The sequence below is a fragment of the Micromonospora rubida genome, assembly GCF_009908295.1.
Taxonomy (GTDB): domain Bacteria; phylum Actinomycetota; class Actinomycetes; order Mycobacteriales; family Micromonosporaceae; genus Micromonospora; species Micromonospora rubida.
In genome coordinates this window covers 19835-32790 of record NZ_JAAALO010000005.1, presented here as the reverse complement: position 1 = coordinate 32790, position 12956 = coordinate 19835, and the positions used below count along the sequence as shown (strand labels likewise).

The 12956-nt window shown below is 72.9% G+C and carries 14 protein-coding genes; 8 read left to right on the top strand and 6 right to left on the bottom strand.

The window, feature by feature from the left end:
* Nucleotides 1–59: 59 nt before the first annotated feature.
* The 3 genes from GVV04_RS19400 to GVV04_RS19390 are packed head-to-tail and all read left to right on the top strand — an operon-like array spanning nt 60 to nt 3153.
* Nucleotides 60–2615, top strand: coding sequence for an ATP-dependent Clp protease ATP-binding subunit (locus GVV04_RS19400; protein ID WP_161689509.1), 2556 nt, complete (start codon nt 60–62; stop codon nt 2613–2615).
* 17 nt (nt 2616–2632) lie between these two features.
* Nucleotides 2633–2803, top strand: coding sequence for a hypothetical protein (locus GVV04_RS19395; protein ID WP_161689508.1), 171 nt, complete (start codon nt 2633–2635; stop codon nt 2801–2803).
* Nucleotides 2803–3153 (top strand): DUF3140 domain-containing protein, encoded by a 351-nt coding sequence (locus GVV04_RS19390; protein WP_161689507.1) that lies wholly within the window; start codon nt 2803–2805, stop codon nt 3151–3153. Before GVV04_RS19395 ends, GVV04_RS19390 begins: the two co-directional genes overlap by 1 nt.
* Nucleotides 3154–3338: 185 nt before the next feature.
* On the opposite strand, the gene GVV04_RS19385 is transcribed toward GVV04_RS19390, so the two are convergent.
* From GVV04_RS19385 to GVV04_RS19375, 3 genes are all read right to left on the bottom strand, one after another.
* A complete protein-coding gene (locus tag GVV04_RS19385; RefSeq protein ID WP_161689506.1) occupies nt 3339–3575 on the bottom strand; it encodes a hypothetical protein in 237 nt (78 codons plus the stop codon).
* A 20-nt stretch (nt 3576–3595) separates the two neighbouring features.
* Complete coding sequence (locus GVV04_RS19380; protein WP_161689505.1) at nt 3596–4609, bottom strand: LysR family transcriptional regulator; 1014 nt, start codon at nt 4607–4609, stop codon at nt 3596–3598.
* Nucleotides 4610–4700: 91 nt separating this feature from the next.
* The gene (locus GVV04_RS19375) at nt 4701–5351 is read right to left on the bottom strand and encodes a hemerythrin domain-containing protein (RefSeq protein ID WP_161689504.1); all 651 of its coding nucleotides are present in this window, start codon (nt 5349–5351) and stop codon (nt 4701–4703) included.
* 158 nt (nt 5352–5509) lie between these two features.
* Between GVV04_RS19375 and GVV04_RS19370 the strand changes: the two genes are divergently transcribed.
* Both GVV04_RS19370 and GVV04_RS19365 read left to right on the top strand, forming a co-directional pair.
* On the top strand, nt 5510–6838 hold the full coding sequence (locus GVV04_RS19370; RefSeq protein WP_161689503.1) for a M20/M25/M40 family metallo-hydrolase: 1329 nt from the start codon (nt 5510–5512) through the stop codon (nt 6836–6838).
* A gap of 58 nt (nt 6839–6896) precedes the next feature.
* Nucleotides 6897–7562: a hypothetical protein gene (locus GVV04_RS19365; protein ID WP_161689502.1), complete on the top strand. Its 666-nt coding sequence runs from the start codon at nt 6897–6899 to the stop codon at nt 7560–7562.
* 82 nt (nt 7563–7644) lie between these two features.
* On the opposite strand, the gene GVV04_RS19360 is transcribed toward GVV04_RS19365, so the two are convergent.
* On the bottom strand, nt 7645–7836 hold the full coding sequence (locus tag GVV04_RS19360; protein WP_036378156.1) for a DUF5703 family protein: 192 nt from the start codon (nt 7834–7836) through the stop codon (nt 7645–7647).
* Between the two features lie 88 nt (nt 7837–7924).
* On the bottom strand, nt 7925–8896 hold the full coding sequence (locus tag GVV04_RS19355) for an aldo/keto reductase (RefSeq protein WP_161689501.1): 972 nt from the start codon (nt 8894–8896) through the stop codon (nt 7925–7927).
* A 198-nt stretch (nt 8897–9094) separates the two neighbouring features.
* Between GVV04_RS19355 and GVV04_RS19350 the strand changes: the two genes are divergently transcribed.
* On the top strand, nt 9095–10147 hold the full coding sequence (locus GVV04_RS19350; protein WP_161689500.1) for an LLM class F420-dependent oxidoreductase: 1053 nt from the start codon (nt 9095–9097) through the stop codon (nt 10145–10147).
* Nucleotides 10144–10980 (top strand): undecaprenyl-diphosphate phosphatase, encoded by an 837-nt coding sequence (locus GVV04_RS19345; RefSeq protein ID WP_161689499.1) that lies wholly within the window; start codon nt 10144–10146, stop codon nt 10978–10980. The genes GVV04_RS19350 and GVV04_RS19345 overlap by 4 nt, the downstream gene beginning before the upstream one ends.
* Before the next feature lie 99 nt (nt 10981–11079).
* Here GVV04_RS19345 and GVV04_RS19340 read toward each other — a convergent pair whose 3' ends face one another.
* The gene (locus tag GVV04_RS19340) at nt 11080–11679 is read right to left on the bottom strand and encodes a hypothetical protein (RefSeq protein WP_161683717.1); all 600 of its coding nucleotides are present in this window, start codon (nt 11677–11679) and stop codon (nt 11080–11082) included.
* Nucleotides 11680–12174: 495 nt separating this feature from the next.
* Here GVV04_RS19340 and GVV04_RS19335 point away from each other — a divergent pair, with 495 nt between their 5' ends.
* On the top strand, nt 12175–12879 hold the full coding sequence (locus GVV04_RS19335) for a histidine phosphatase family protein (RefSeq protein WP_407938820.1): 705 nt from the start codon (nt 12175–12177) through the stop codon (nt 12877–12879).
* The last annotated feature ends 77 nt before the right edge of the window (nt 12880–12956 follow it).

Genomic DNA, 12956 nt, shown 5'->3' with positions numbered 1-12956 from the left:
CGCCGTCCGTGCCGGCGGATTCTGCACCGGCGAGCGCGTCCGACCGCGGGAGGAAAGACATGACGGGAACCGGCGACTTCGGCTCCGACCCGTGGGACGAGTTCCTGGCCCGGTACTTCGGCCGGGGCGAGGCGGGACGCCGGCCGGCGCACCGGGTCGACATCACCCGGCTGATGACCGCCGACGCGCGGGAGATGCTCGCCGACGCGGCCCGCCGGGCCGCCCAGCGGCACAGCAACGACCTGGACACCGATCACCTGCTCTGGGCGGCGTTGCAGCGGGAGCCGCTGCGCGATCTGGTCCGCCGCGCCGGCGCGGACCCCGACGCCATGGTCAACGCCCTGGGCGGGCGCGGTGACGGGGCGCCCCGGGGCGAGGTGCCACCGAACCTGTCGCTCACCCCGGCAGCCAAGCGGGCCCTGCTCGACGCCCACCAGCTCTCCCGCGCGATGGGCGCCAACTACATCGGCCCCGAACACATCCTGATGGCCCTCCCGCTGAACCCGGAGTCCCCGGCCGGCCGGATGCTCGCCGCCGGCCGGATCCAGCCCGAGTCGCTCCAGGCGGCCAGCGCCGAGCGCGGTCCGATGGCCGGCCCGAAGCCCGACCGGGGCACGCCGACCCTCGACCAGTACGGCCAGGACCTCACCGAACTGGCCCGCAACGACCAGATCGACCCGGTGATCGGGCGATCCGCCGAGATCGAGCAGGCCGTGGAGATCCTCTCCCGGCGTACCAAGAACAACCCGGTGCTGATCGGCGAGGCCGGCGTCGGCAAGACCGCGATCGTGGAGGGGCTGGCCGAGCGGATCTGTGACGGTGACGTGCCGCAGACCCTGCTCGGCAAGCGGGTGGTGCAGCTCGACCTCGCCGGCCTGGTGGCCGGCACCCGCTACCGGGGCGACTTCGAGGAGCGGCTGAAGAAGGTCATCGACGAGATCCGCGCCCACCGCGACGAGCTGATCATCTTCCTGGACGAGATCCACACCCTGGTCGGCGCCGGCGGGGCGGGCAGCGAGGGCGGCATGGACGCGTCCAACATGCTCAAGCCGGCGCTGGCCCGCGGCGAGCTGCGGGTGATCGGCGCGACCACCCTGGACGAGCACCGACGCACCATCGAGAAGGACGCCGCGCTGGCCCGCCGGTTCCAGCCCGTGCTGGTGCCCGAGCCCACCGTTGAGGACACCGTGGCCATCCTGCGCGGCCTGCGCGACCGCTACGAGGCCCACCACCAGGTGCGGTTCACCGACGAGGCGCTGGTCGCCGCCGCCGAGATGTCCGACCGGTACGTCACCGACCGGTACCTGCCGGACAAGGCGATCGACCTGATCGACCAGGCCGGCGCCCGGGTCCGGCTGCGCACCCGTACCCCCGCCTCGGACGTGCGCGAGCTGGAGCAGCAGCTCGACGAGGTGCGCCGGGACAAGGAGCAGGCGGTCGCCGACGAGCAGTACGAGCGGGCCTCCGCCCTGCGCGACCAGCTCGCCGAACTGGAGGCGCAGATCCGCCGGGCCAAGGGCGACGAGGGCGACGGCTCCCAGGTGCCGGCCGTCGGCCCGGAGGAGATCGCCGAGGTGGTCTCCCGGGCCACCGGCATCCCCGTCGCCCAGCTCACCGAGGAGGAACGGGACCGGCTGCTGCGGCTGGAGGGGCACCTACACGAGAAGATCGTGGGCCAGGACGACGCGGTCGGCGCGGTCGCCGAGGCGGTGCGCCGGTCGCGGACCGGGCTGGCCGACCCGAACCGGCCGATGGGCAGCTTCCTGTTCCTCGGCCCCACCGGCGTCGGCAAGACCGAGCTGGCCCGGGCCCTGGCCGAGTCGCTGTTCGGCGAGGCCGACCGGATGGTCCGGCTGGACATGAGCGAGTTCCAGGAACGGCACACCGTCGCCCGGCTGGTCGGCGCTCCCCCCGGCTACGTCGGGTACGAGGAGGCCGGCCAGCTCACCGAGGCGGTGCGCCGCCGCCCGTACGCGGTGGTGCTGCTCGACGAGATCGAGAAGGCCCACCCCGACGTGTTCAACATCCTGCTCCAGGTGCTCGACGACGGCCGGCTCACCGACAGCCAGGGCCGGACGGTGAACTTCAAGAACACCGTCCTGATCATGACCAGCAACCTGGGCTCGGAGCTGATCACCGGCAGTCAGCGCGCGGTCGGCTTCGACACCGGTGCGGGCGGCGAGGCCGGGGAGAACGACGAGCTGCGCGAGCGGCTGATGCGCCGGCTCAAGGAGAACTTCCGCCCCGAGTTCCTGAACCGGATCGACGAGGTGATCATCTTCCAGCGGCTGGAGCAGCAGCAACTGCGCCAGATCACCGAGCTGATGCTGGAGGAGACCCGGCGCCGGCTGCACGCCCAGGACATCGGGGTGGACTTCACCCTCGCCGGGATCGACTGGATCGCCGAGCGCGGCTACCAGCCGGAGTTCGGCGCCCGCCCGCTGCGGCGGGTGATCCAGCGCGAGGTGGACAACCGGATGTCGCGGATGCTGCTGGAGAACGCGATCTCGCCGGGGCAGCGGGTGACCGTGGACGCCCGCGACGACGCGCTCGCCTTCGACGTGGCCGCCGGCGACCGGGACTACTCCTCGGCCACCACGTCCCACCCACGGTGAGCGGGCGGAGGGCGGAGATGACCGAACCCGAGGAGAGCGGCGAGGAGAACCCAGACGACGAACGGGCCGAACCGATCCTGGCCCCCCCGACGGCCAACCCCACCCGGGTGCGGGTGCCGCCGGAGGGCCTGCATTCCCACACCGGCGAACCGGAACCGTCCGGGCCGCCGCCCGCAGAGGAGGCGTGATGGTACGCGAGGCGCGACTCGATCCCGAGGTCGAGGTGCTCTGGGAGGACTTCCACGCCGAGGTGAACGTCACCTCCGAGCGGCTGCGCAGCTGGCTGCTGACCCGAGGCTCCGGCGAGGATTCGTTCGGGCCGGACCCCTCCCTCGACCTGCCCGAGCCGGGCCGGCAGATCCTCGCGGTGCTGCGCAAGCGCAAGGTCGACCTGACCCCGGAGGACATCGAGGTGATGCGGGACGCCATCGACCGGATCCGGGCGCTGACCGAGGCCCGACCGAAGGGCGGCACCAGCGACGACGAGTGGCGGCACTCCCTGCTCGACCTCGGCCACGACATCCTCGTGGAACGCTGACGCCACCCGCCGGCCCGCCATCGGCTGCTCACCGGCCCGTGACGGCGCGCGGGCCCGCTCACCGGCTCATGACGCCCGCGCGGGCCCACTCACGGGGCCCGTGCGGGCCGTTCGACGTTTCGCCCGCGCCCGGCCACCGGTTCCCGCGTGCCGGCCGCACGCGGGAACCGGTGGCCGGGCGGCGGTCACTCCGATTCCATGCTGCCGATCTGCAGCCCGGCGGCGTCCGCGGCGGACTGGCGCTCGCCGCGCGCCCGTTCCTCCCGGCTGAGCAGGGTCGCGTACTCGGTGATGTCGGCGGGGTCGGGGACCACGGGCAGGCGGCGCAGGAACGCCTCCACGTCCCGGGAGGCGGCGGTGTGCGCGGCGGCGGCCGCCCACAGCGTCTCCCGGTCGTCGGCGGTGGGGTAGAGATCGGTCATGTCGCCCCAATTACCCACCGTCAGGCGGTTCGCACCCCGGAACCCGCCCCACCGGGCACCGGGCCGGCCGGGGCGGGCCGGCGCACCCCGAACTCCGGGTGCCGCAGCAGCCAGGCGAGGTAGTCCGGGTGCGCGGCGAGCGAGTCGGTGTACGCCGACACCGCCGTGTCCAGCACCTCGCCGGCGAAGCCCGCACCGGCCGAGTCCGGGTGCCAGCCCAGCATCAACCGCCAGCGCAGCGGCGTCCCGGCCAGCCGGCGGGTCACCAGCCCGGGCACGGGACGGAAGGTGGCCTGGCACAGCGCCACCGCCACGCCGGCCTCCACCAGGTCGATGGAGCCGCGCACGTCGGCCTCGTACATCTTGCTGGGGGTGAAGCCGTCGCGGGCGCAGGCGGCGGCGAAGCAGTCGCCGAAGCAGCCGTCGCCGGGGGCGGCGACCCACTGCTCGTCGCGCAGGTCCACCAGGCGCACCTCGTCCCGTTCGATCATCGGGTGTCCCCCGGGCAGCAGCACCTGCACCGGCTCCATCGCCACCTCCCGCCAGGTCAGCCCGTGCCCGGCCGGTGGCAGCGAGTCGCCGCAGACCCCGACCAGGGCGTAGTCCATCCGGCCGCCGCCGACGAGCTGGGCCAGCTCGTCGGCGGACCAGGAGGCGTACGTGGTGATCTGCGCCTGGGGGTACGCGGCGGCGAGCCGGTGCACCAGGCGGCCGAGGATGGGGCTGTTCACCCCGCCGAACCGGTACCGGGCGGGCGTCGGGTCGGCACCGGCCAGCCGGGCCGCCTCGTCCTGCAGGCCCTGCATGGCCGGCAGCAGGACCCGGGCCCGGGACAGCACCAGCTCGCCGAGGGCGGTGGGCCGAGCGCCCCGCCGGTCCCGATCGAACAGTGGGCCGCCGAGGGTCCGCTCGATGCGTTGGAGCTGGGCGGTGAGCGCCGGCTGGGCCAGGCCGAGCGTGGATGCCGCCTTGGTCACGCTCCCCGTCTCCGCGATGGCGCAGACCACCCGCAGGTGTCGCAGCTCCAGATTCATAGGGTGACGGTATGGCCACTCGGGGGATCGATGGAAGGCCTTGGATGGGTTGGAGTTGACCGATGTCCGGGCTGGCCCGTCCGGTAATCGGTCAGCCCGGCGGTCGCGGCGCCTCCGACGCGGTCGCCGGCCGGCCCGTTTCCGGCTCCAGATCCGTCAGGTACGTCGGCCTGCCGGTCACCGCGTCGCGGACCTTGTCCACCACACCCACCGCCGGCTCGACGATCCGGTTCCAGGGCGGCGCCGTCGGGGTGCCCGGGTGCGGCCGGGTCGGCGCGGCCTCCTCGGCGATCTCCCACCGGTTGCCCAGCCGGATCAGCTCCACGTCCGTGGCCACCTCGCGCAGCGGGCTGACCAGTGCGGCGACCCGGGCGACGTGCCGGCGCACCCGCTCGGCCACGTCGGCCAGCGCGGGATCCGGCGGACCGGCCAGCCCTTTCAGGGCGGTCAGCAGCGCGCCGGCGGCCTCAAGCTCCCGGTCGACCAGCTCCCCGGCCTGTGGCAGGGCGGCCCGCACGGTGGGGAACAGGTACTGCTCCTCCGCCGACAGGTGCCGGGAGACCATGGCGGTGAGCACCTGGACCAGGTCGCCGAGCTCCAGGCCCGGGTCCGGGCTGCCGACCCGGTCGGCCAGGGCCAGCATCTGCTGGTGCTCCCGGTCGACGATGTCGACCAGGCTGGGCCCGCTGGGCCGGTAGCCCTCCTCGGGTACGGGCGGCAACGGGGGCAGGGGGACGGTCATGGTGCCCTCCTCGATGGCGGGTGCGGCGGCCGGCGGGTGCGGCGGGGCGGCCCAATGGGCGGTGCGGGACGCGACCGGCGGTACCCGGCACGGGCCCGCACGAAACGGAGGGCCGGCCGGGCGACCTGCCCGATGGCCGTTGCTGGTATGAAGAGCCGATGACGAGCGACGCCGCTTCCGCCCGACCCGACCCTGCCGACGAGGTCGTCGACCTCTGCCGTGACCTGCTGCGCATCGACACCACGAACACCGGGGACAACGCCACCAGCGTCGGGGAGCGCGCCGCGGCCGAGTACGTCGCGGAGAAGCTGGCCGAGGTCGGCGTCGACGCGGTGATCCACGAGTCCGCCCCGGGCCGGGCCAACCTCGTCGCCCGCATCCCCGGCACCGACCCCGGCCGGGACGCGCTGCTCGTCCACGGCCACCTCGACGTGGTGCCCGCCGACCCCGACGAATGGTCGGTGCACCCGTTCTCCGGGGAGATCCGCGACGGCTACCTGTGGGGCCGCGGCGCGATCGACATGAAGGACTTCGACGCCATGGTGCTGGCCGTGGTGCGGAACTGGCAGCGCACCGGCGTCCGGCCGGCCCGCGACATCGTGCTGGCGTTCACCGCCGACGAGGAGGCCGGCAGCGACTACGGCGCGCACTTCCTCACCGAGCACCACCGTGGCCTCTTTGACGGTTGCAGCGAGGCGATCGGCGAGGTCGGCGGCTTCTCGTACACGATCGACGAGTCCCAGCGGCTCTACCTGATCGAGACGGCCGAGAAGGGCATCGACTGGCTGCGGCTGCACGCCAGGGGCCGGCCCGGCCACGGTTCGATGGTGCACGACGACAACGCGGTCACCGCCCTCGCCGAGGCGGTGGCCCGCATCGGCCGGCACCGCTTCCCGGTGGTGGTCACCGACACCGTGCGGGCGTTCCTCGAGGAGGTCTCCGACCTGCTCGGCGTCGAGTTGGACCCGGCGGACCCGGAGACCGCCATCGCCAAACTCGGCCCGATCGCCAACATCATCGGTGCGACGATCCGCAACACCGCCAACCCGACCCGGTTCGCCGCGGGCTACAAGGACAACGTCATCCCCGGCCGGGCCACCGCCACCATCGACTGCCGCAGCCTGCCGGGCCAGTCCGAGCTGCTGGAGCAGCAGCTGCGCGAGCTGGTCGGCCCGGACATCGTGATCGAGTACATCCAGCGGCAGCCCGCCCTGGAGACCACCTTCGACGGTGATCTGGTCGACGCCATGTCCGTGGCCCTGCGCGCGGAGGACCCGGGTGCCCGGCCGGTGCCGTACATGCTCTCCGGCGGCACCGACGCCAAGGCCTTCTCCCAACTCGGCATCCGCTGCTTCGGCTTCGCGCCGCTTCGGCTGCCCGCCGACCTCAACTTCTCCGGACTGTTCCACGGCATCGACGAGCGGGTCCCGGTGGACGGACTACAGTTCGGCGTGCGGGTTCTCGACCGGTTCCTCCGGAGTTGCTGACCGTGTCCGTCGCCCTACCGTTCGGCGCGGAACATCCCCCATTGTGAAGGGAACGCACATGACCGACCAGCACGGTGAGCTGGACGCTGCCCTGGAGCGGGTGATCGACGCCGCCCGCGTGCACCTGGCCGCCGTCCGGTCCGCCCAGGGCCGCATCGACGACGACGACGTCTGGCAGGCGTACGTCGGCCTGAACAACGCCTCCTTCGCGTACGACGAGCAGCTGCTCGACGCGTTCGGCGAGGTCACCCCCTGGGACGTGGAGTCCATCGACCCCGACGAGGCCGACGAGCGCTTCGGCGCCGCCGAGGGCGTCGAGGCCACCGACCCGCACTCCCGGGTCGTCTCGGTGCGCCAGCGCCGCGACTACCGGGTGCCCAGCGTCGCCGCGTTGATCAGGGTCGCCGAGGCGGCCCGTCGCGAGGGCACGCCCGAGGACGAGGAGCCGGCACCCGTCGAGGGCGTCGGCGAGGCGGTGCTGGAGCTGCTGCAGAGCGGCGACGGCTCACTCAGCGCGCTGGACGTCCCGGAGCTGGAACCGCTCGACGGCGTGGTCATGGTCAGCGAGGTCGACAACCCGGTCGACCTGGAGTCGTTCGACGACGAGGACGCGGTTGGCCCGTTCCAGCCCGCCGCCGACGACCGCCTGGTGGGCCGCCTCGACGAGCACCCGTTCCTCGACCTCGACGACGAGGATCACGACCACGCGGGGCACCGCCACTAGGCCGTGGCCGCCTCGGGGCCCGAGCATCGGCTCGCGCCCCGGGGCGGCGTCGCGCCGTGGTCGCCCGGAGGTGACCCGGCGCTCAGTACGACAGGCCCGGCTGGGGTTGGTTGACCCGGCGGCGGCGCAGCACGACCTGCCGCGTGCCGTCCCGGTACAGCCGTACCCGGGCCAGCTCCCAGCCCGAGAACTCCGCCTGGATCGCCAGCTGCGCCGCGGCGGTCAACCGGTCGACGTTCGAGGGCAACCGCAGCGGCGCGTATTCGTAGTCCATGGGTTCCATGCTGCCCAGCCCGCCGGCCGTTCGCCACCCCCTCCCGAGGTGACCGCCGCCTCCGCCCCGAACTGCGCGGCGGCCCCCGTCAGCCGTCCCGCTCGGGGTAGCCCACCGGCACCGCCGACACGTCGTCGAGCGCGACGACGATCTCGTCGGGCAGGGTCACCCGCTCCACCTGGAGCGCCCCGAGGAGCTGCCCGACCGTCCGGGCGCCGAGGATCGGGGCCGTCACCCCGGGTCGGTCGCGGATCCAGGCCAGCGCCACCTCCAGCGGCGACACCCCCAGCCCGCCGGCCGCCGTGGCCACCGCCTCCACGATGCTGGAGCAGCGCGGCTCCAGGTACGTCGCCACGAACGGCTCGAAGTGCGCCGACGCGGCCCGCGAGTCCGCCGGCCGGCCGTGCCGGTACTTGCCGGTGAGCACCCCCCTGCCCAGCGGCGACCAGGGCAGCATCCCCAGGCCCAGCGCCGCGCAGGCCGGCAGCACCTCCCGCTCCACCCCCCGCTCCAGCAGCGAGTACTCCACCTGGGTGGCGACAACCGGGGCCCGCCCCGGCCACGCCGCCTGCCATGCCGCAGCCCGCGCGGTCTGCCAGCCGGAGAAGTTCGACACCCCGACGTAGCGGACCCGGCCGCTGGCCACCGCGTGGTCCAGCGCGGCCAGGGTCTCCTCCAGCGGGGTGTCCGGGTCGTACCCGTGCACCTGCCACAGGTCCACGTGGTCCGTGCCGAGCCGGCGCAGCGAGGCGTCCAGCGTGCGCAGCAGGTGGCCCCGGGAGGTGTCCCGGCGCCGGCCGGTGCCCGGCCGCAGCCCCGCCTTCGTCGCGATCAGCAGCTCGTCTCGGGGGACCAGGCTGCCCAGCAGGGACCCGATCACCGCCTCCGCGTCCCCGTCGCCGTACACGTCGGCGGTGTCCACCAGGTTGCCGCCCGCGTCGAGGAAGCTCTTCAGCTGGGCGGCACCGTCGTCGGCGTCGGTGTCCCGGCCCCAGGTCATGGTGCCGAGCGCGAGCCGGGAAACCGCCAGCCCGCTTCGGCCGAGCGGTCGCTGTTGCATGGGTGAACCTTATTTCCAACCCGCCGCCGCCGACATCCTCGCTCCCGTCAAGTTCCTGCTAGCCCCTCCGGTCGGTGGGATTCCCATCGGTCCGGCCGGTCCGCCCCGATGTGACGCGTTCGGGGTGAGCCGGTGATCGTCGCAGACGCCGGCATTGCGTAACCTGATGCGACCTGTGCTGCGGATGGGGGAGGACCAGTGCGACTCGGGCTCAGCCTCGGATACCAGACGGCGTGGAGCACACCCGCCGATCACCTGGCGCTCGCCCAGGAGGCGGACCGGCTCGGCTACTCGGTGGTGTGGGCCGCGGAGGCCTACGGCTCCGACTCGCCGAGCATGCTGGCCTGGATCGCCGGGCAGACCGAACGGATCGACGTGGGCAGCGCGGTGATGCAGATTCCCGCCCGCACCCCGGCGATGACCGCCATGACGGCGGCGACCATCGACGCGCTCTCCGGCGGCCGGTTCCGGCTCGGCCTGGGCGTCTCCGGGCCGCAGGTCTCCGAGGGCTGGCACGGGGTGCGCTTCGCCAAGCCCCTCGCCCGCACCCGGGAGTACGTCGACATCGTCAAGCTCGCCATCGCCCGCAAGCCGGTCGAGTACGACGGCGAGTTCTACACGCTGCCGCTGCCCGACGGCCCGGGCAAGGCCCTGCGGCTCGGCTTCCACCCGCCCCGCGAGCAGGTCCCGATCTACCTCGCCGCCGTCGGCCCGAAGAACCTGGAGCTGGCCGGCGAGATCGCCGACGGGTGGCTGGCCGTGTTCTACGCCCCGGAGTTCGCCGAGGAGCAGCTCGCCGCCGTGCGCGCCGGCCGGGCGAAGGCCGGCAAGGAGCTGGCCGGCTTCGACGTCGTGCCGTCGGTCCCGGTGGTCATCGGCGACGACGTCGCCTCCTGCGCCGAGATGGTCCGCTTCTACGCCGCCCTCTACGTCGGCGGCATGGGCAGCCGGCAGCAGAACTTCTACAACCAGCTCGCCACCCGGATGGGCTACGGCGACGCCGCCCGCGAGGTGCAGGAGCTCTACCTGGCCAAGCGGCAGCGCGACGCCGCCGCGGCGGTGCCTATGGAGTTCATCGACCGCACCTCGCTGCTCGGGCCGAAGGAGCGCATCGCCGAGCGGATGCGCGAGTACGCAGCCGCCGGCGTCACCACCCTGTCGGTGACCCTCTTCGTGGCCGACCGGGACAGCGGCGTGCAGACCCTGCGGACCGTCGCCGAGGCGCTGGACCTGGCCGGAGTCGGCGAGTGACCTGGATCGAAGCCATCGTCCTGGGCGTCGTCCAGGGCCTCACCGAGTTCCTGCCGGTCAGCTCGTCGGGGCACCTGCGGATCACCTCGGCGATCTTCTTCGGCCGCGACGCCGGATCCTCGTTCACCGCCGTCACCCAGCTCGGCACCGAGGCGGCCGTGCTGATCTACTTCGCCAAGGACATCTGGCGGATCACCCGGACCTGGGTGGTCGGCCTGTTCGACCGCTCGGTGCGCAGCAGCCTCGACTACCGGATGGGCTGGTACGTGATCGTCGGCTCCATCCCGATCGGGGCCTTCGGCTTCCTGTTCAAGGACCAGATCAAGACCGCCGGTCGGAACCTCTGGCTGGTCGCCACCACCCTGATCGTCTTCGCCTTCGTGCTCGCCTTCGCCGAGTACTGGGGCCGGCAGACCCGCACCCTGGCCAACTTCCGGATGCGCGACGGCATCGTGATGGGCTTCGCGCAGGCCATGGCGCTGATCCCCGGGGTGTCCCGCTCGGGCGGCACGCTCACCGCCGGCCTGCTGCTCAACCTCACCCGGGAGACGGCGGCCCGATACTCGTTCCTGCTGGCCATCCCCGCCGTGGTGATGTCCGGGGTGTTCAGCCTCGGCGACGTCTTCGAACCGTCCGCGCCCGGCACCGCCGCGCCGAGCGGGGCGCAGTTGGTGGTCGCCACGCTCATCGCCTTCGCCATCGGCTACGCCGCCATCGCCTGGCTGCTGCGCTACGTCGCCCACCACACCCTGTACGTCTTCGTGCTGTACCGGGTCGCCCTGGGCACCCTGGTCCTCGCTCTGTTGATGACGGGCACCATCTCCGCCACCTAGCCGGGACCGCCGCCGGACGCACAGAGCTGGCCGGGCCCCCGTTCTCGGGGACCCGGCCAGTTGGCTGTCCGGTGGTGCTGTGGTGCTGTGGTCCGGTGGTCAGCTGTTCCAGTGCTGGGTGACGAGGTCGGCGGCCTGCTGTTCCCACTGTGCGTACGCGTCGGGGTAGGCCGACACCTGGACGGTCTGTGCGGCGTCGGTCAGGGGCATGTCCTGCCAGCCGTCGACCTGCTTCAACCCCTTCAGGAACGCCAGGGTCGAGTACTCGGGGTCGGTGATCTGCTCCGGGGTGCCCCAACCAGACGTCGGACGCTGCTGGAACAGGCCCAGCGAGTCGTGGTCGTTGCGGTCACCCAGGTGACCCAGGTTCTCCAGCTTCGACTCCTGCAGGGACGTGCCGATCGAGATCACGGCCGCCCGCTCGTCCAGGCCGGCCTTCTTCGTGGCGGCGATGATCGCCTTCACGTTGGCGGTCTCCTCGTCACCGAGGTCGATGCGGGACTGCTCACCCTGCACACCGTGCGGGATCAGCTTGCCCTTGTCCACGCCGGGCTTGTCGGCCTGCACGGCCACAGCGGTCGTCGGGGTCGCCGACTCGGGGGTGGGGGTGGCGTGGGCGGTGGCCGGGCCGGCGAACACGCCACCGGCGAAGGCCAGACCAGCGATACCGAGAACGCTCTTACGCATGATCGTGTTCATGGGGGTGACTCCAATCGGGGGTCGACACACACACCACCCCAGGGGAAGGGGCGGGGGTGTAAGCACCACGTCGAGGCGCCCAAAAGATCAAAAAGGGGGAAAGCCATCCGGCTGCTCACCGCACCGGGGGGTGCTGGTGGCGCCGGGACCATGTGTAACGACCGGCCACCGACCCGCATTCCCTGAGGGGGTCACGGGGTCCGGGGGGTTCAGTAGCGGTGTGCGCTACTCGATCGTCCGCCATGTGTAACGACCCCGCCCCGCCCGATGTTCCGCCGACCGGATGCCGCCGGCCACACCCCAAAACCCCCCAAACACCCCACTCCGCCCCCGCCTGCCCCACCCCTTTGCACGGTGATCAAGAGGTTTGTGTCGGGTTCGGGGCGCAATCCTGACGTAAACCTCTTGATCACCGCACAAGGCGGGAGGGGGAGGGCAGGGGGCAGCCAGCTTGGGGGCAACCGTTGCTATGGGTGACCCAATAGGCTGGGTGTCGTGGCGACTCTCCTCCTCCTGCGGCACGGCCGCACCACCGCCAACGCCGACGGTGGCCTCGCCGGCCGGCAGCCCGTCGAGCTGGATGACACCGGGCGGGCCCAGGCCACGGCGGTGGGCGAGCGGCTGCGCGGGTTGCCCCTCGCCGCGGTGGTCACCAGTCCGTTGATCCGCTGTCGGCAGACCCTGGAACTCGCCCTCCCACAGGCCAGCCCGACCGTGGACGAGGGGCTGATCGAGTGCGGGTACGGCAGCTGGGAGGGGCAGCCGCTGAAGAAGCTGGCCAAGGAGCCGCTCTGGCCGGTGGTCCAGCAGCATCCGAGCGCCGCAGTCTTCCCCGAAGGCGAGTCGATGGCCGCGATGGCGGCGCGGGCGGTCGCGGCGGTACGCACCTGGGACGCGCGGATCTCCGCCGAACACGGTCCCGAGGCGGTCTGGCTGGCATGCAGCCACGGCGATGTGATCAAGGCCATCGTGGCGGACGCGCTGGGCGTACACCTGGATCTCTTCCAGCGCATCGTCGCCGACCCGGCGTCGGTGACGGCGATCCGGTACACGCCGCTGCGGCCGTTCCTGGTGCGGCTCAACGACACCGGCGGCGACCTGGCCGCGCTGGTGCCGCCGCCGCACAAGCGGCGGCGGCGGGCGACGAGGTCGACGGACTCCGACGCCGCCGTGGGCGGAGGCGCCGGGGCCCCGCGGTGAGGCGCCCGCCGGGGGCGTGCGGTGAGCGCCAGGCGGGTCCGCCGGGTGCGGGGAGGGCCCCACGGTATGCGCGGGCG